The organism is Pseudomonas sp. 7SR1 (assembly GCF_900156465.1).
Lineage (GTDB): Bacteria > Pseudomonadota > Gammaproteobacteria > Pseudomonadales > Pseudomonadaceae > Aquipseudomonas.
The window spans coordinates 5,133,435-5,149,415 of the sequence record NZ_LT707064.1 but is presented as its reverse complement, the minus strand read 5'-3'; the positions used below and the strand labels follow the sequence as shown (position 1 = coordinate 5,149,415).

At 62.7% G+C, this 15,981-nt stretch carries 15 protein-coding genes; 5 read left to right on the top strand and 10 right to left on the bottom strand.

Features of this window, described 5'->3' with window-relative positions:
- Positions 1 to 164: 164 nt before the first annotated feature.
- From fabI to gloB, 8 genes are all read right to left on the bottom strand, one after another.
- The gene (gene fabI, locus BW992_RS22615; RefSeq protein ID WP_053153864.1) at positions 165 to 959 is read right to left on the bottom strand and encodes an enoyl-ACP reductase FabI; all 795 of its coding nucleotides are present in this window, start codon (positions 957 to 959) and stop codon (positions 165 to 167) included.
- 19 nt (positions 960 to 978) lie between these two features.
- Complete coding sequence (locus tag BW992_RS22610; protein WP_072394767.1) at positions 979 to 2,589, bottom strand: ABC transporter ATP-binding protein; 1,611 nt, start codon at positions 2,587 to 2,589, stop codon at positions 979 to 981.
- A gap of 1 nt (position 2,590) precedes the next feature.
- A complete protein-coding gene (locus BW992_RS22605) occupies positions 2,591 to 3,610 on the bottom strand; it encodes an ABC transporter permease (protein WP_072394769.1) in 1,020 nt (339 codons plus the stop codon).
- A 1-nt stretch (position 3,611) separates the two neighbouring features.
- On the bottom strand, positions 3,612 to 4,685 hold the full coding sequence (locus BW992_RS22600) for a microcin C ABC transporter permease YejB (protein ID WP_072394771.1): 1,074 nt from the start codon (positions 4,683 to 4,685) through the stop codon (positions 3,612 to 3,614).
- Between the two features lie 4 nt (positions 4,686 to 4,689).
- Positions 4,690 to 6,543 carry an extracellular solute-binding protein gene (locus BW992_RS22595; protein WP_076407135.1) on the bottom strand — a complete coding sequence of 618 codons (1,854 nt, stop codon included), beginning with the start codon at positions 6,541 to 6,543 and terminating at the stop codon, positions 4,690 to 4,692.
- Positions 6,540 to 8,372 carry an extracellular solute-binding protein gene (locus BW992_RS22590; protein ID WP_072430524.1) on the bottom strand — a complete coding sequence of 611 codons (1,833 nt, stop codon included), beginning with the start codon at positions 8,370 to 8,372 and terminating at the stop codon, positions 6,540 to 6,542. The genes BW992_RS22595 and BW992_RS22590 overlap by 4 nt, the downstream gene beginning before the upstream one ends.
- A 253-nt stretch (positions 8,373 to 8,625) precedes the next feature.
- Positions 8,626 to 10,089, bottom strand: coding sequence for a transglycosylase SLT domain-containing protein (locus tag BW992_RS22585; protein WP_072394777.1), 1,464 nt, complete (start codon positions 10,087 to 10,089; stop codon positions 8,626 to 8,628).
- A gap of 99 nt (positions 10,090 to 10,188) precedes the next feature.
- Complete coding sequence (gloB, locus tag BW992_RS22580; protein WP_072430579.1) at positions 10,189 to 10,956, bottom strand: hydroxyacylglutathione hydrolase; 768 nt, start codon at positions 10,954 to 10,956, stop codon at positions 10,189 to 10,191.
- 66 nt (positions 10,957 to 11,022) lie between these two features.
- Between gloB and BW992_RS22575 the strand changes: the two genes are divergently transcribed.
- The 4 genes from BW992_RS22575 (at position 11,023) to BW992_RS22560 (ending at position 14,052) form a co-directional block, all read left to right on the top strand.
- Positions 11,023 to 11,781 (top strand): class I SAM-dependent methyltransferase, encoded by a 759-nt coding sequence (locus BW992_RS22575; RefSeq protein ID WP_072394780.1) that lies wholly within the window; start codon positions 11,023 to 11,025, stop codon positions 11,779 to 11,781.
- 89 nt (positions 11,782 to 11,870) lie between these two features.
- Positions 11,871 to 12,323, top strand: a complete 453-nt coding sequence (gene rnhA / locus BW992_RS22570) for a ribonuclease HI (protein WP_047700958.1) — start codon at positions 11,871 to 11,873, stop codon at positions 12,321 to 12,323.
- 95 nt (positions 12,324 to 12,418) lie between these two features.
- The gene (gene dnaQ, locus BW992_RS22565; RefSeq protein WP_072394782.1) at positions 12,419 to 13,180 is read left to right on the top strand and encodes a DNA polymerase III subunit epsilon; all 762 of its coding nucleotides are present in this window, start codon (positions 12,419 to 12,421) and stop codon (positions 13,178 to 13,180) included.
- A gap of 257 nt (positions 13,181 to 13,437) precedes the next feature.
- Complete coding sequence (locus tag BW992_RS22560) at positions 13,438 to 14,052, top strand: GNAT family N-acetyltransferase (protein ID WP_072394784.1); 615 nt, start codon at positions 13,438 to 13,440, stop codon at positions 14,050 to 14,052.
- On the opposite strand, the gene BW992_RS22555 is transcribed toward BW992_RS22560, so the two are convergent.
- Positions 14,018 to 14,911, bottom strand: coding sequence for a LysR family transcriptional regulator (locus BW992_RS22555; protein WP_072394786.1), 894 nt, complete (start codon positions 14,909 to 14,911; stop codon positions 14,018 to 14,020). The genes BW992_RS22560 and BW992_RS22555 overlap by 35 nt on opposite strands.
- 78 nt (positions 14,912 to 14,989) lie before the next feature.
- A complete protein-coding gene (locus BW992_RS22550) occupies positions 14,990 to 15,223 on the bottom strand; it encodes a hypothetical protein (RefSeq protein WP_072394788.1) in 234 nt (77 codons plus the stop codon).
- Positions 15,224 to 15,408: 185 nt separating this feature from the next.
- On the opposite strand from BW992_RS22550, the gene BW992_RS22545 reads away from it, so the two are divergent.
- Positions 15,409 to 15,966: an NADPH-dependent FMN reductase gene (locus BW992_RS22545; RefSeq protein ID WP_072394790.1), complete on the top strand. Its 558-nt coding sequence runs from the start codon at positions 15,409 to 15,411 to the stop codon at positions 15,964 to 15,966.
- Positions 15,967 to 15,981 lie beyond the last annotated feature (15 nt).

The window sequence follows — 15,981 nt, the reverse complement described above, 5'->3', positions numbered from 1 at the left end:
GCAATGTGATCTTTGATTGACGCGATGATGGCCATCGCACGCCGCACGCCGCACGCCGCACGCCGCACGCCGCACGCCGCACGCGCTGGCGCAGCGGGTCGCCAGAACGAAAAACGCCGCTCGCCCTTTGCAGGACGAGCGGCGTTTTTCATGCGCGGTGAAGATTACTCTTCGATGTTGCCCATGGCGGTGGTGTTGAAGCCGCCGTCCACGTACATGATTTCACCGCTGATGCCCGACGCCAGGTCCGAGCACAGGAAGGCGCCGGCGTTGCCGACTTCTTCGATGGTGACGTTGCGACGCAGCGGGGTCTGCGCTTCGTTGGCGGCCAGCATCTTGCGGAAGTTCTTGATGCCGGAAGCGGCGAGGGTGCGGATCGGGCCGGCCGAAACGGCGTTGACGCGGGTGCCTTCCGGGCCCAGGGAACCGGCCAGGTAACGCACGCCGGCTTCCAGGGAAGCCTTGGCCATACCCATGACGTTGTAGTTCGGCATGGTGCGCTCGGCGCCCAGGTAGGACAGGGTCAGCAGGCTGCCGTTGCGGCCTTTCATCATTTCGCGGCCGGCCTTGGCCAGGGCGACGAAGCTGTAGGCACTGATGTCGTGGGCAATGCGGAAACCTTCGCGGGTGGTGGCTTCGGTGAAGTCGCCGTCCAGCTGGTCGCCTGGGGCGAAGCCCACGGAGTGCACGATGCAGTCCAGGCCGTCCCACTTCTTGCTCAGCTCCTCGAAGACCTTGGCGATTTCTTCATCGCTGGCCACGTCGCATGGGAAGCACAGCTCAGGGCTCGAACCCCAGCCTTGCGCGAACTCTTCGACACGACCCTTGAGTTTGTCGTTCTGATAAGTGAAGGCAAGCTCAGCGCCCTCGCGATGCATGGCGGCGGCGATGCCGGATGCGATGGACAGCTTGCTGGCGACACCGACGATCAGTACGCGCTTACCGGCGAGAAAACCCATGTGTTGCTCCTCTTTCAGGTTATTCGGCAGTTGTCGGGGCCAGGAAGGCGGCCTCCATCAACTGCTGTGTATAGGGGTGTTGCGGCGCAGCGAATAGGCTGCGGGCATCACCTTGTTCGACCACTTGGCCATGCTTGACCACCATCAGTTGGTGGCTCAGCGCTTTGACGACAGCCAGATCATGGCTGATAAACAGATACGTCAGGTTGTACTTGCTTTGCAGCGACCGCAACAGCTCCACCACCTGGCGTTGCACGGTGCGGTCCAGGGCCGACGTCGGCTCGTCCAGCAGAATCAACGCCGGCTTGAGCACCAGGGCCCGGGCAATGGCGATACGCTGCCGCTGCCCTCCGGAAAATTCATGGGGGTAGCGGTTCCGGGTTTCCGGGTCCAGGCCTACCTCCTCCAGTGCGGCGATTATCGCCTGTTCCTGCTCGGCTTCGGTACCGATCTTGTGGATCCGCAGGCCTTCGCCGACGATCTGGCCCACACACATGCGCGGGCTCAGGCTGCCGAACGGGTCCTGGAAGACCACTTGCATCTCCCGTCGCAGCGGCCGGACCTGTTGTTGGGACAGGCTGTCGAGCTGCTTGCCCTCGAACCGGATCCCGCCCTGGCTGGCGATCAACCGCAGGATCGCCAGCCCCAGGGTGGATTTGCCCGAACCGCTTTCGCCCACGATGCCCAGGGTCTGGCCCTGGGGCAGGCTGAAGCGGATCCCGTCCACGGCCTTGATGTAGTCCACGGTCCGCTTGAACAAGCCTTTCTTGACCGGGAACCAGACCTTGAGGTCCTCGACCTGCAGCAACGGCGGACCGGCGACGTTGGCCGCCGGGTTGCCGCTGGGCTCTGCGGCCAGCAGTTCCCGAGTGTACGGATGCTGCGGTGCGCGGAACAATTCTTCGCACGATGCCTGTTCGACGATGCAACCGCGCTGCATGACACATACGCGATGCGCAATTCTTCGCACCAGGTTCAAATCGTGGCTGATCAGCAGCAGCGACATGCCCAATCGTGCCTGCAATTGCTTGAGCAGGTCGAGGATCTTGAGCTGGACAGTGACGTCCAGGGCGGTAGTCGGTTCGTCGGCGATCAGCAGTTCCGGCTCGTTGGCCAGGGCCATGGCGATCATCACCCGCTGGCGCTGGCCGCCGGACAGCTCGTGAGGCAGGGCCTTGAGGCGCTTGTGGGGTTCGGGAATCCCCACCAGCTCCAGCAGCTCGAGGGTCCGGCGGGTCGCCACCTTGCCGGTCAGGCCCTTGTGGATGCCGAGCACTTCGTTGATCTGCTTGCCGATGGAGTGCAACGGGTTGAGGGACGTCATCGGTTCCTGGAAGATCATCGCGATCCGGTTGCCACGGATATGACGGATGGTCTTCTCTTTCAGGCTCAACAGATCCTGCCCGGCGTACTGGATGGTCCCGGTGGGATGATGGGCCAGCGGGTAGGGCAGCAACCGCAGGATCGAATGGGCGGTGACCGACTTGCCCGAGCCGCTTTCACCTACCAGGGCCAGGGTTTCACCGCGCTTGATGTCGAAGCTGACGCCTTCGACCACCCGTTGATGGTGGTGGCCGGCGATGAATTCCACCGCCAGGTCGCGCACTTCGATCAGGTTGTCCTGGTTCATATCACTTCCTCGGATCGAAGGCATCGCGAGCGGACTCGCCGATGAACACCAGCAGGCTCAGCATGATCGCCAGCACGGCGAACGCACTGATGCCCAGCCAGGGGGCCTGGAGGTTGGATTTGCCCTGGGCCACCAGTTCGCCCAGGGAGGGTGCGCCCGCCGGCAGGCCGAAACCGAGGAAGTCCAGGGCAGTGAGGGTGCCGATGGCGCCGGTGAGGATGAACGGCATGAACGTCATGGTCGAGACCATGGCATTGGGCAGGATATGGCGGAACATGATCGCACCGTTCTGCATGCCCAGGGCCCGGGCGGCACGCACGTATTCCAGGTTGCGGCCACGGAGGAACTCGGCGCGCACGACATCCACCAGGCTCATCCAGGAAAACAGCAGCATGATCCCCAGCAACCACCAGAAATTGGGCTGGACGAAGCTGGCCAGGATGATCAGCAGGTAAAGCACCGGCAGCCCGGACCAGATTTCCAGGAAGCGCTGGCCGGCCAGGTCGACCCAGCCGCCGTAGAACCCCTGCAGGGCGCCGGCGATCACGCCGATGATCGAACTGAGCAGGGTCAGGGTCAGGGCGAACAGCACCGAGATCCGGAAACCGTAGATCACTCGGGCCAGCACGTCGCGGCCCTGGTCGTCGGTGCCCAGCCAGTTGACCGACGAAGGAGGGGCAGGAGCCGGGACCTTCAGGTCGTAGTTGATGCTCTGGTAGCTGAACGGAATCGGTGCCCACAGCACCCAGGCGTCCTTGGCCGCCAGCAGCTCGCGGATGTAGGGACTCTTGTAGTTGGCCTCCAGCGGGAACTCGCCGCCGAAGGTGGTTTCCGGGTAGCGCTTGAGGGCCGGGAAGTACCAGCCACCGTCGTAATGCACCACCAGCGGCTTGTCGTTGGCGATCAGCTCGGCGCCCAGGCTCAGGACGAACAGGGCCATGAACAGCCAGAGCGACCACCAGCCACGCTTGTTGGCCTTGAACAGTTCGAAGCGACGGCGATTGAGAGGGGACAGGTTCATCTCAATGCTCCCGGCTTTCGAAGTCGATGCGCGGATCGACAAAGGTGTAGGTCAGGTCGCCGATCAACTTCACCACCAGCCCCAGCAGGGTGAAGATGAACAACGTGCCAAAGACCACCGGATAGTCGCGGTTGATCGCGGCCTCGAAGCTCATCAAGCCGAGGCCGTCGAGGGAAAAGATCACTTCCACCAGCAAGGAACCGGTGAAGAAGATCCCGATGAACGCCGACGGGAAGCCGGCGATCACCAGCAGCATGGCATTGCGGAACACATGACCGTAGAGCACGCGATTGCGCGTCAGGCCCTTGGCCTTGGCAGTGACCACGTACTGCTTGTTGATTTCGTCCAGGAAACTGTTCTTGGTCAGCAGGGTCATGGTGGCGAAGTTGCCGATCACCAGGGCGGTCACCGGCAAGGCCAGGTGCCAGAAGTAGTCGAGGATCTTGCCACCCATGCTCAACTGGTCGAAGTTGTTGGATGTCAGCCCCCGCAGCGGGAACCAGTCGAAGTAACTGCCGCCGGCGAACACCACGATCAGCAGGATGGCGAACAGGAACGAGGGGATCGCATAGCCGATGATGATCGCCGAACTGGTCCATACATCGAAGTGGCTGCCGTGTCGCGTGGCCTTGGCGATCCCCAGGGGGATCGAGACCAGGTACATGATCAGCGTGCTCCATAGCCCGAGGGAGATGGAGACCGGCAGTTTCTCCTTGATCAGGTCGATGACCTTGGCGTCGCGAAAGAAGCTGTCGCCGAAGTCCAGGCGCGCGTAGTTCTTGATCATGATCCACAGGCGTTCGGGGGCCGACTTGTCGAAGCCGTACATGCGCTCGATTTCCTTGATCAGCGCCGGGTCCAGCCCCTGGGCGCCACGGTAGCTGGAGCCGGCCACCGACACTTCGGCACCGCCGCCGGCGATGCGGCTGGTGGCGCCCTCGAAACCTTCGAGCTTGGCGATCATCTGCTCCACCGGCCCCCCGGGCGCGGCCTGGATGATGACGAAGTTGATGAGCAGGATGCCGAACAGGGTCGGAATGATCAGCAGCAGCCGCCGCAAGATATAAGCCAGCATCGGGTTACTCCACGCTCGCCGAGGCAGCGTTGTTCTGTTTTTCTATCACGTGTTCCACTTCTTCGGCAGGCTTGGTGTCCGGCTTGACCCACCAGGTGGTGGTGCCGATGTCATAGGTCGGCGTGACCTTCGGATGGCCGATGTGATTCCAGTAGGCCACGCGCCAGGTCTTGATGTGCCAGTTGGGAATCACGTAGTAGCCCCATTGCAGCACCCGGTCCAGCGCCCTGGCATGGGCCACCAGGCTCTTGCGTGAATCGGCGTTGATCAACTGTTCCACCAGCTGGTCCACCGCCGGGTCCTTCAGGCCCATGGTGTTGCGGCTGCCGGGCTTGTCGGCGGCGGCCGACATCCAGAACTCGCGCTGCTCGTTGCCCGGCGAGCTGGACTGGGGGAAGCTGCCCACCACCAGGTCGAAATCCCGGGAGCGGACGCGGTTGATGTACTGGGACACATCCACCCGGCGAATCACCAGTTCGATGCCCAGGTCGCTCAGGTTGCGCTTGAACGGCAGCAGCACCCGCTCGAACTCGGTCTGGGCCAGCAGGAATTCCAGCACCACCGGCTTGCCCTGGGCGTCGACCATCCTGTCGTCGACGATGCGCCAGCCAGCTTCCTGCAGCAGTTGGTAGGCCTTGCGCTGCTGGTCGCGGATCATGCCGCTGCCGTCGCACATCGAAGGCTGGAACGCCTCGGTGAAGACCTGCTCGGGGATCTTGCCGCGCAGGGGTTCGAGGATCTTCAGTTCGTCTTCGCTGGGCAGGCCGGTGGCGGCCATTTCCGAGTTCTCGAAATAGCTGCGGGTGCGGGCATAGGCACCGTTGAACAGCTGCTTGTTGGTCCACTCGAAGTCCAGCAGCAGGCTCAGGGCCTTGCGCACTCGCACATCCTGGAACACCGGGCGGCGCAGGTTGTAGACAAAGCCTTGCATACCGGTGGGATTGCCGTTGGGGATCTGTTCCTTGATCAGCCGGCCTTCGGTCACGGCCGGGATGTTGTAGGCATTGGCCCAGTTCTTGGCGGTCATTTCCAGCCAGAAGTCGAACTGCCCGGCTTTCAGGGCCTCCACCGCGACGGTGTTGTCGCGGTAGTAGTCGGTGCTCAGCACATCGAAATTGTAGAAGCCCCGGTTGACCGGCAGGTCCTTGCCCCAGTAGTCCTTCACCCGCTCATAGCGGATCGAACGGCCGGCCTTCACTTCGGCGACCCGATAAGGGCCACTGCCCAGGGGAATTTCCAGGTTGCCCTTGTTGAAGTCGCGTTCGGCCCACCAATGCTTGGGCAATACCGGCAATTGCCCGAGGATCAGCGGCAGTTCGCGATTATTGGTGTGCTTGAACTTGAACAGCACCTTGAGCGGGTCTTCGGCGATCACTTCGGCCACGTCGTTGTAGTAGCCCCGGAACATCGGCGCGCCGTCTTTGGTCAGGGTCTGGAAGCTGAAGACCACGTCTTCGGCACGCACCGGGTGGCCGTCATTGAAGCGGGCCTCGGGGCGCAGGTAGAAGCGTACCCAGGCGTTGTCCGGGGCTTTCTCGATCTTCCCGGCGATCAGGCCGTACTCAGTGAAGGGTTCGTCCAGGCCTTGCTTGGCCAGGGTGTCGTAGATCAGGCCGATGTCATCGGCCGGCACGCCTTTGCTGATGAACGGGTTGAGGCTGTCGAAGCCGCCAAATCCGCCCTGGCGGAAGATCCCGCCCTTGGGGGCGTCGGGGTTGACGTAGTCGAAATGCTTGAAATCGGCCGGGTATTTCGGCGGTTCGTTGTACAGGGTCAAGGCGTGCTGCGGGGCGGCGCAGGCCAGCCCGGCGAACATCAGGCCACCGGCCTGCAGGAGCAGGGCGCGCAAAGGCTTCATTGATCTTTCTCCGAAGATTTCAGCCACCACGCGCTCAGGCCCAGGGTGTAGGGCGGCGTGGTGACGAAGGCGAACCGGTCATGGTAGGCCAGGCGATGGTAGTTGAGATACCAGTTGGGAATGCAATAGTGCTGCCACAGCAGCACCCGGTCGAGGGCCTTGCCGGCGGCGACCTGCTCGTCCCGGGTCCGGGCCGCCAGCAGTTTTTCCAGCAGATGGTCCACCACCGGGTTGGCGATCCCGGCATAGTTCTTACTGCCTTTGACCGAAGCCTGGCTGGAATGGAAATACTGCCATTGCTCCAGGCCGGGGCTGAGGGTCTGGCCCAGGGTCAGGAGGATCATGTCGAAGTCGAACTGGTCCAGGCGCTGCTTGTACTGGGCACGGTCCACTGTGCGCAGGCGAGCCTGGATGCCGATGCTGGCAAGGTTCCCCACGTAAGGCTGCAGGATGCGCTCCAGGTTCGGATTGACCAACAGGATTTCAAAGCGCAGGGGCTGGCTGTCGGCATTGAGCAGGCGTTGGCCGTTGAGTGTCCAGCCGGCTTCCTTGAGCAGCGCCAGGGCCCTGCGCAGGGTGTCCCGGGGGATGCCGCGACCGTCGGTCTGAGGCAGGCTGAACGGTTCGGTGAACAGCCGGGGGGGCAGTTGTTCGCGGTAGGGCTTGAGCAACAGCCATTCGTGCCCCACCGGAAGGCCGCTGGCGGAGAACTCGCTGTTGGGGTAGTAACTGAGGGTGCGCTTGTAGGCGCCGCTGAACAGCGTGCGGTTGGTCCACTCGAAATCGAACATCAACCCCAGTGCTTCACGCACCCTGGCGTCGGCAAAGGTGCCCCGTCGGGTATTCATGAACAGGCCCTGGGTCTGGGTCGGGATCCGGTGGGGAATCTGCGCCTTGATCACGTCGCCACGCTTGACCGCCGGGAAGTCATAGCCGTTGGCCCAATTCTTGGCCTGGTGCTCGATGTAGATATCGAACTCTCCAGCCTTGAAGGCTTCGAAGGCCACGTCGCTGTCACGATAGAACTCCACTTCCATCCGGTCGTAGTTGTACTTGCCGCGATTGACCGGCAGGTCCTTGCCCCAATAGTCCTTCACCCGTTCGAACACCAGTTGGCGGCCCGGCTGCACCTGGGTGATGCGATAAGGCCCACTGCCCAGGGGTGGTTCGAAAGTGGTGGCCTTGAAGTCGCGGTCCTTCCAGTAATGCTGGGGCAGTACCGGCAGTTCTCCCAGGCGCAGGATCAACAGCGGGTTGCCCGCGCGCTTGAAGACAAAGCGGATTTTCAACGGGTTGAGAATATCCACCCGCAGCACTTCCTGCAGATTGGTGCGGTACAGCGGATGGCCTTCCTTGAGCAGCGTTCGGTAGGAAAACGCTACGTCGTAGGCGGTGATGGGCACCCCGTCGTGGAAACGTGCTTCGGGTCGCAGGTTGAAGACCACCCAGCTTCGGTCATCGCTGTACTCCACCGATTGAGCGATCAGGCCGTAGCTGGAGGTCGGCTCATCGCCGGAAGGCGCGTACTGGCCGGTGCCGACCATCAGGGGCTCGTTCAGCTCGTTGATGCCGTATTGCAGGAAATTCGGCGTGGACACCGGGCTGCTGCCCTTGAAGGTGTAGGGATTGAGCGTATCGAAGGTGCCAAACGCCATGACCCGCAAGGTGCCGCCCTTGGGGGCTTGCGGATTGACCCAGTCGAAATGGGTGAATCTGGCCGGGTACTTGAGCGTGCCGAATTGCGCATAGCCATGGCTTTCGCTGATGGCCGCACCGGCAGGGGAGCTCAAGGCCAGGCTGATCAGGAACAGGAGGAGGGGACGTATCAAGTCTGAGATCCGATCCAGGCGGCTTGGGCTTTTATGGCCTGTACAGTAACAGCTTGTATCGGCAGGAAAAAGGCGGGGGCAGCGGGTGGGCCCAGTCTGCTACGCCATTGGCCGGCGAACGCCGAACCTGTGGCGAGGGGATTTATCCCCGCTGGGGCGCGAACCGACCCCGCGTCTTGTCTGAGACGCCGTCCATTGGGGCTGCTGCGCAGCCCAGCGGGGATAAATCCCCTCGCCACAGGGAGCCCCTCGGTCAGTGAGGGGAGTAGACCGTCAGCATCTGCCCAGGCTTGAGGGCCTTGCCCATTCGCGGATTCCATCGCTTGAGATGCTGCATTTCGACGTTGAACCGCTTGGCAACCACATACAGCGAATCACCCTGCTTAACCTTGTACTGGGTCTGCTTGGTCTTTTCCTTGCTGTTCTTGCCACTGTTGGCGGCCACCACGGTGTTGATGCGCTTGCCGGTGCCCTTCGTGGCCCTGGTGTCCTGCATTACCAGGGTCTGGCCGACCTTGAGCTTGTTGCCGCTGAGCTTGTTCCAGCGTTGCAGGTCCTTGGTCTGGACATTGTTGGCCTTGGCGATCTGGGCCAGGTTGTCGCCGCGCTTGACGCGGTAGGTGCGCCTGGCACCTTCCAATTCGCTGTCGTCGACGTTTTCGAAGACCGGCTTGAGCGAGCGCTGGCTGATCAGTTCTTCCGGACGCATGGTCGACAGGCTGGCGGTCAGCAGCTGTGCCTTGGATGTAGGAACCAGCAGGTGCTGCGGACCGTCGATGGTGGTGCGCTGCTTGAAGGCCGGGTTGAGCTGGAACAGCTCGTCTTCGTCGATGTTCGCCACCGCCGCGACCTTGGACAGGTCCATGCGCTGGTTGATCTCGACGACCTGGAAATAAGGTTCGTTGGCGATCGGGTTGAGGTTCACGCCGTAGGCATCGGGGGACAGCACCACCTGCGACAGTGCCAGCAGCTTGGGCACGTAGGCCTGGGTTTCCGCCGGCAGCGGCAGGTTCCAGTAGTCGGTGGGCAGGCCGAGTTTTTCGTTGCGTTCGATGGCGCGGCTGACGGTACCTTCGCCGGCGTTGTAGGCGGCGAGGGCCAGCAACCAGTCGCCGTTGAACATGTCGTGCAGGCGCGTCAGGTAGTCCATGGCGGCCGTGGTCGAGGCGGTGATGTCGCGACGCCCATCATAGAAGCGGGTCTGGCGCAGGTTGAAGTAGCGCCCGGTGGACGGGATGAACTGCCACAGCCCTACGGCGTTGGCCCGGGAATAGGCCATGGGGTTGTAGGCGCTTTCGATCACCGGCAGCAGGGCCAGCTCCAGCGGCATGTTGCGCTCTTCGAGACGTTCGACGATGTAGTGCATGTACAGGCTGCCGCGTTCGCCGGCGCCTTCGAGGAAGGACGGGTTGCTGGCGAACCACAGGCGCTGTTGCTCGATGCGCGGGTTCACGCCGGCGGTTTCCTGCAGCTGGAAGCCCTGGCGCATGCGCTCCCAGATATCCTGGGGAACCTGGGGGCTGGGCTTCTCGCTGAGCCAGACGGGTTTCTGCTTGGCCCGGGCGGCCATGTTCTTCGGCGCCTGGGCCGTATCGGCCTGGGGTAGCTGGCCCGAACTCTGGCAGCCCGCCAGGGTGGCGGACACGGCCACCGCGATGGCTTGAGCCAAGCGGGTCAATGTGTCGGACTGAACGGACTTACGTATGGATGACGACATTGGCTGGAAGTAAGTTCCGGGCAAAAATGTCGGCCGATTCTAGGAAGCGCACCCCAACAGGTCAACCGTTCAGAATTTTTGTATCAACATACGGGGGGCTTAGAACTTATCTTTCCAGGCCCTCAAGGCCGCAAAAACCTCGCTCGGCGTCCCGTTTCGCTGGCCGTTCCGTTCGTCTGCTTTTTGTTTAACGGATGTTTCAGTCGTGCGAAGGAATGGATTGGTGAGTTTTTCCAGGGCCAGGGTCGAGGGCAGGGTGATCACGCCATCGTGGCGCTGGCGGGTGACTTTTTCCAGACGGGCGGCAATGTCCGGGTTGTCGGGCTCCACCGCGGCGGCGAACTTCAGGTTGCTCAAGGTGTATTCATGGGTGCAATAGACCAGCGTATCCTCAGGCAAGGCGGCGAGCCGGCCGAGGGAGCGATGCATCTGCTGCGGCGTGCCCTCGAACAGGCGCCCGCAACCGGCGGCGAACAAGGTGTCGCCACAGAACAGCAGGCCACGGTGGTAGTAGGCGATATGGCCCAGGGTATGGCCAGGCACGGCGTAGACATCGAAGTCCAGGTCGAGCACGCTGATGCGGTCGTTGTCTTCGAGGGGCACGTCCCGCGCCGGGATGTTTTCGCTGGCCGGGCCATAGACTCTGGCGCCGGTGGCGCTTTTCAGCGCCTGGACGCCGCCGACATGGTCATGGTGATGGTGGGTGACCATGATCTCGCTCAGGACCCAGCCCGGATGTGCTTCGAGCCAGGCCTGCACCGGCGTGGCGTCACCCGGGTCTACCACCGCGCAGCGGCGGCTGGCGTGATCCTGTAACAACCAGATGTAGTTATCGGTGAACGCGGGCAGGGCACTGATCTGTATCATCGCGGAATTCGCCAAGCGGAAAACAAAGGCGCATCTTAGAACTTCCTGGCGCGTTGGAGAATGCAAATGACCGATGAAGCGTTCGCTCAGGCTGATCCTGAATGGCTGGCGCTGATCAGCGCGGCCCGTGAATGGCTGTCCGGCCCTGTCGGGCAATTCCTGTTGGAAGAAGAACGGCGCATGCTCGAAGACGAGCTAGGGCGTTTCTTCGGCGGCTACCTGGTGCATTACGGTCCGTCGGCGCAGACGCCGCCGTCGGCGCCGCAGGTCCAGCGCAACGTGCGCCTGGGAGCGCCCTTGCCGGGGGTCGAGATCGTCTGCGAGGAACAGGCGTGGCCGTTGAGCGAGCACGCCGCCGACGTGGTGGTGATGCAGCACGGCCTGGATTTCTGCCTGTCGCCCCACGGCCTGCTGCGTGAAGCCGCCAGCAGCGTGCGGCCCGGCGGGCACCTGGTGATCATCGGCATCAACCCCTGGAGCACTTGGGGCTTGCGGCATGTGTTCGCCCACGACGCCTTGCGCCAGGCCCGTTGCATCTCGGCGTCGAGGGTGGGCGACTGGCTCAACCTGCTGGGTTTCGCGCTGGAGAAACGCCGCTTCGGGTGCTATCGTCCGCCGCTTGCGTCACCCAAGTGGCAGGCTCGCCTGGCTGGCTGGGAGCGCAGGGCCGGTGACTGGCAACTGTCCGGTGGCGGCTTCTATCTACTGGTGGCGCGCAAGATCGCGGTCGGGCTGCGCCCGGTGCGCCAGGTGCGTCGCGAGCCGATGGGCAAGCTGATTCCCTTGCCGATGGCCAAGGTCAATCGCCGCCACATCGAGCCCTGACCCTTTTCTGATACCGTCGGGCCGGCTTCCGGCCTGGGGCGCTGCCGGTCCCGGCCGGCAGGCCTTTGCATTTTTCTGGATAGATTGGCATGAGCGATAGCGTAGAACTCTTCACTGACGGCGCCTGCAAGGGCAATCCCGGCCCGGGCGGCTGGGGCGCGTTGCTGGTGTTCAAGGGCGTGGAAAAAGAGCTCTGGGGCGGCGAAGCCAACACCACCAACAATCGCATGGAGCTGATGGGCGCCATTCGTGGCCTGGAGGAACTCAAGCGGCCCTGCGACGTATTGTTGGTGACCGACTCGCAATACGTGATGAAAGGCATCAACGAGTGGATGGCGAACTGGAAGAAGCGCGGCTGGAAGACCGCTGCGAAGGAGCCGGTCAAGAACGCCGACCTGTGGAAACTGCTGGACGAACAGGTCAACCGCCACAACGTCACCTGGAAGTGGGTGCGCGGCCACATCGGCCACCACGGTAACGAACGGGCCGACCAGTTGGCCAATCGCGGGGTGGACGAGGTGCGTGGCTACAAGCAGGCCTGATGCAACCCTGCCCACAAAAGCTGCGGCCAGCAACTCCCTCGGAGCGTGTTAACATCCGCGCTTTTGCAAGACTGCCCGTTGAGAGCTGAACACTGATGGCCAACAGATCTGTTGTACTGGATACCGAAACCACCGGCATGCCGGTGACCGATGGTCACCGGATTATCGAAATCGGTTGTGTCGAGTTGATCGGCCGGCGCCTGACCGGTCGTCATTTTCACGTCTATCTGCAACCGGACCGGGAAAGTGACGAGGGGGCCATCGGCGTCCACGGCATCACCAACGAATTCCTCGTGGGTAAGCCGCGTTTCGCCGAAGTGGCCGACGAGTTCTTCGAGTTCATCCAGGGCGCACAGCTGATCATCCACAACGCGGCGTTCGACGTTGGCTTCATCAACAACGAATTCGCCTTGATGGGCCAGCACGACCGGGCCGACATCAGCCAGCACTGCACCATCCTCGACACCCTGGTCATGGCCCGAGAACGGCACCCGGGGCAGCGCAACAGCCTCGATGCCTTGTGCAAGCGCTATGGCGTCGACAACTCCGGGCGTGAACTGCACGGCGCATTGCTCGACTCCGAGATCCTGGCCGACGTCTACCTGACCATGACCGGCGGCCAGACCAGCCTGTCCCTGGCCGGCAACGCCTCGGACGGCAACGGTACCGGCGAAGGCTCGGGCAACAAGGCTTCGGAAATCCGCCGCTTGCCGGCCGATCGCACGCCGAGCCGGATCATCCGCGCCAGCGAAAGCGACCTGGCCGAACATGCCGCGCGTCTGGAAGCCATCGCCAAATCCGCTGGCGCTCCGGCACTGTGGACGCAACTGGTGCAATCACAAGCCTCGGCAAACTGATCGTTCGACCCATGGGCGCGAGCTCGTTCGCGACAGCAGTGCCCGGGCATCGCACCGATGCCCGGGGTGTCACCCTCGGCGAGCCGGTTCGCTGCCACAGGATCGGGCATCATTCATTCGCCACAATCGCAACGACCTTCTAACCTGAGGTGACGAGCAGGCCATGGATACCCGCTTGATGTATGAAGATTCCAAAGGCAAGGGCAATGGATGGCAATGGGCCGTTGATTGTCTCAAGGAATGAGGGCTTCCCCAGTATGCAACCGGTGATGAATCCGAAACACCCCGGCTTGTCAGTGCGGGTCGTCGATGACGGCTTCGCGACCTATATCTGGGGCAGCGATTTCAGCTTCGAAGTCAGTGCCTACGGGGCGGCGCAGATCGGCTGTCCCGTGAGCCAGTGGCCTGTGACCCCCATCGTTCCCTACCGCAAGTGCTATGGCATCGACCCCGAAGAGTTCAGCGGCTTCCACGATGCCCCCGACAGCGAAATCTTCATGGCGTACCTGGACGACCAGCCGGTGGGTCACCTGGTGATCAGCACCAACTGGAACGGCTTTGCCCATATCGACGAACTGGCGGTGCATGCCCCGGCCCGTCGCCATGGCGTGGCCAAGGCCTTGCTCGATGTCGCCCAGTTCTGGAGCCGCAAGAAAAAACTGCCGGGCATCATGCTGGAAACCCAGAACAACAACCTCGGCGCCTGCCGGCTCTATGAGCGTTGCGGCTATGTGCTGGGCGGCATCGACCAACTGCGTTATCGCGGCATCGACCGGCATACCGCCGAAGTGGCGTTGTTCTGGTACCGGTTGTTCGATGATCCGGTGGGCATGTCGGTCAATGGCTCAGCAACGCCTCGGCTTGTTCCCTGACCAGCTCCAGCAGTGACAGGAGCGTGGGCGAGGGGGCCGTGCCGTTCAGGTGCAGCGCGTAGAGGCAGATGGGCACCGCCGGCGACACCGGGCACACATCCAGCCCGCTGCCCTTGGCGCCTGAGGCCGTAAACGGGTCGACGATGGCAAGGCCTTCGCCGGCCTCGACCATGGCGCGCATCATCTGGTGAGTCTGCACGCGGATCTGGACCAGCGGCGCCGGACGCAGCCCTCCCAGTTTATTCTCGAATGCCGGGCTCAGCGGGTCGTGCCCATCCAGTCCCACCAGCGGCTGGCCCGCCAGGTCCTGGAGCGAAACGTACTTTTGCCGGGGTTGCAGCCAGCCGTGGGGGGCCAGTAATTGCAGTTTGCCCTGGGCGATCATCTGGCAATGGATATCGGGGTGCTCGGGATCGTGCAGGCTCAGGCCCAGATCGCTGTCGCGCAGCAGCAGGCTACGGACGATCTCGCGGGTGGGCTGGCTGAGCAGGGTGCAGGGGGCGTCCGGGTAACGGCGACGCAGGGCTGCCAGGCTTCGGGGCAATAGCTGTTGGGCCAGTGGCGGCGTGCAGATGATCCGCAGCGCGGGGGCCTGGTGATGCTTGAGGCTACTGGCCAGGCGCTGCACCGGGTCGAGAGCGTCATACACGCCCGTGATGCCTTCGCGCAGCGCCAATGCTTCCCGGGTGGCTTGCAGGCGACCGCGCACGCTGGCGAACAGCATGAAACCCAACTGGGCCTCGGCGTCGCGCAGGATCGCTTCGACGTCAGCCGCCGGCAGCTGCAGCCATTCGGCCGCCGTGCCGAGGTGGCCGGTCTGCAACAGCGCCTGGATCACTTCGATGTGGCGTAAACGCATGCAGCAAGTCCATGTTGGGCGGGAAAGCCATTGAGTGGCTGAATCCTAACCCAAGTCCAGGTACGACTTCTGCTCAACTTACGAGGCGATGGAGGTTTCGGGTTCGCGTGTCAGTTCGATCCCTGACTGCACCAGTACAAACCGGTCATTGTCCACTTTGTTGACCCGGTCCCCGATGGCCAACTTGTAAGTAGTGACAGGCTCCTTGCCATTACCTTCCGGCGACGGGGTCGACTCCTGGAATTCATACACCGAATAGACGCGACCTTCGGCGTCCCGCGCATGAAAATGTCCGACTTGTACTGCTGCCATTGCTTAGAACCTCTGGAAATAGATGACTCGATTTGCGGTTCTGTAGACCTTGCCCACGCGCGGTAAGTTTTCCTACAAGGAAAAAATAGTCCAGGCCGCCGGTTTTCGTCGCTCCACTGGTCCAATTGTCAGCCCGATCATCTATAACTACAGGCTCCCTTGATCCGAAATCGAGAAGCTCCCTTATGAGTAATGTGTATAGCGTGGCCGTTCTGGTAGGAAGCCTGCGCAAGGCGTCGATCAACCGCAAGGTGGCGTTGGCCCTGGCGGACCTGGCGCCGGCCAACCTGAAATTGCAGATCGTCGAGATCGGCGAGCTGGCGCTCTATAACGAAGACCTGGACGTCACGCCGCCCGAGGCTTACCGCACTTTCCGCCAGCAGGTGGGCGCGGCCGACGCCTTGCTGTTCGTCACCCCGGAATACAACCGCTCGGTGCCGGCACCGCTGAAGAACGCCATCGACGTCGGCTCCCGCCCCTACGGCCAGAGCTGCCTGAGCGGCAAGCCGGGTGCGGTCATCAGCGCATCGCCGGGGGCCATCGGAGGCTTTGGCGCCAACCACCACCTGCGCCAGTCACTGGTGTTCCTCGACGTGCCGTGCATGCAGCAGCCGGAAGCCTACCTGAGCGGCGCCGGCACGGCGTTCGACGAGGCGGGCAACCTGTCGGAGTCTGTAAGGCCGTTCCTGCAGAAGTTCATCGATGCCTATGGCAAGTGGGTGGAGCAGCATAAAAAGCGCTGATCCCGCCCTACGCAT

Excerpts from the sequence above, each read along its gene's own strand:
- fabI (WP_053153864.1), bottom strand. The coding sequence starts at position 959 with ATGGGTTTTCTCGCCGGTAAGCGCGTACTGATCGTCGGTGTCGCCAGC.
- BW992_RS22610 (WP_072394767.1), bottom strand. The coding sequence starts at position 2,589 with ATGAACCAGGACAACCTGATCGAAGTGCGCGACCTGGCGGTGGAATTC.
- BW992_RS22605 (WP_072394769.1), bottom strand. The coding sequence starts at position 3,610 with ATGAACCTGTCCCCTCTCAATCGCCGTCGCTTCGAACTGTTCAAGGCC.
- BW992_RS22600 (WP_072394771.1), bottom strand. The coding sequence starts at position 4,685 with ATGCTGGCTTATATCTTGCGGCGGCTGCTGCTGATCATTCCGACCCTG.
- BW992_RS22595 (WP_076407135.1), bottom strand. The coding sequence starts at position 6,543 with ATGAAGCCTTTGCGCGCCCTGCTCCTGCAGGCCGGTGGCCTGATGTTC.
- BW992_RS22585 (WP_072394777.1), bottom strand. The coding sequence starts at position 10,089 with ATGTCGTCATCCATACGTAAGTCCGTTCAGTCCGACACATTGACCCGC.
- gloB (WP_072430579.1), bottom strand. The coding sequence starts at position 10,956 with ATGATACAGATCAGTGCCCTGCCCGCGTTCACCGATAACTACATCTGG.
- BW992_RS22575 (WP_072394780.1), top strand. The coding sequence starts at position 11,023 with ATGACCGATGAAGCGTTCGCTCAGGCTGATCCTGAATGGCTGGCGCTG.
- rnhA (WP_047700958.1), top strand. The coding sequence starts at position 11,871 with ATGAGCGATAGCGTAGAACTCTTCACTGACGGCGCCTGCAAGGGCAAT.
- dnaQ (WP_072394782.1), top strand. The coding sequence starts at position 12,419 with ATGGCCAACAGATCTGTTGTACTGGATACCGAAACCACCGGCATGCCG.
- BW992_RS22560 (WP_072394784.1), top strand. The coding sequence starts at position 13,438 with ATGCAACCGGTGATGAATCCGAAACACCCCGGCTTGTCAGTGCGGGTC.
- BW992_RS22555 (WP_072394786.1), bottom strand. The coding sequence starts at position 14,911 with ATGCGTTTACGCCACATCGAAGTGATCCAGGCGCTGTTGCAGACCGGC.
- BW992_RS22550 (WP_072394788.1), bottom strand. The coding sequence starts at position 15,223 with ATGGCAGCAGTACAAGTCGGACATTTTCATGCGCGGGACGCCGAAGGT.
- BW992_RS22545 (WP_072394790.1), top strand. The coding sequence starts at position 15,409 with ATGAGTAATGTGTATAGCGTGGCCGTTCTGGTAGGAAGCCTGCGCAAG.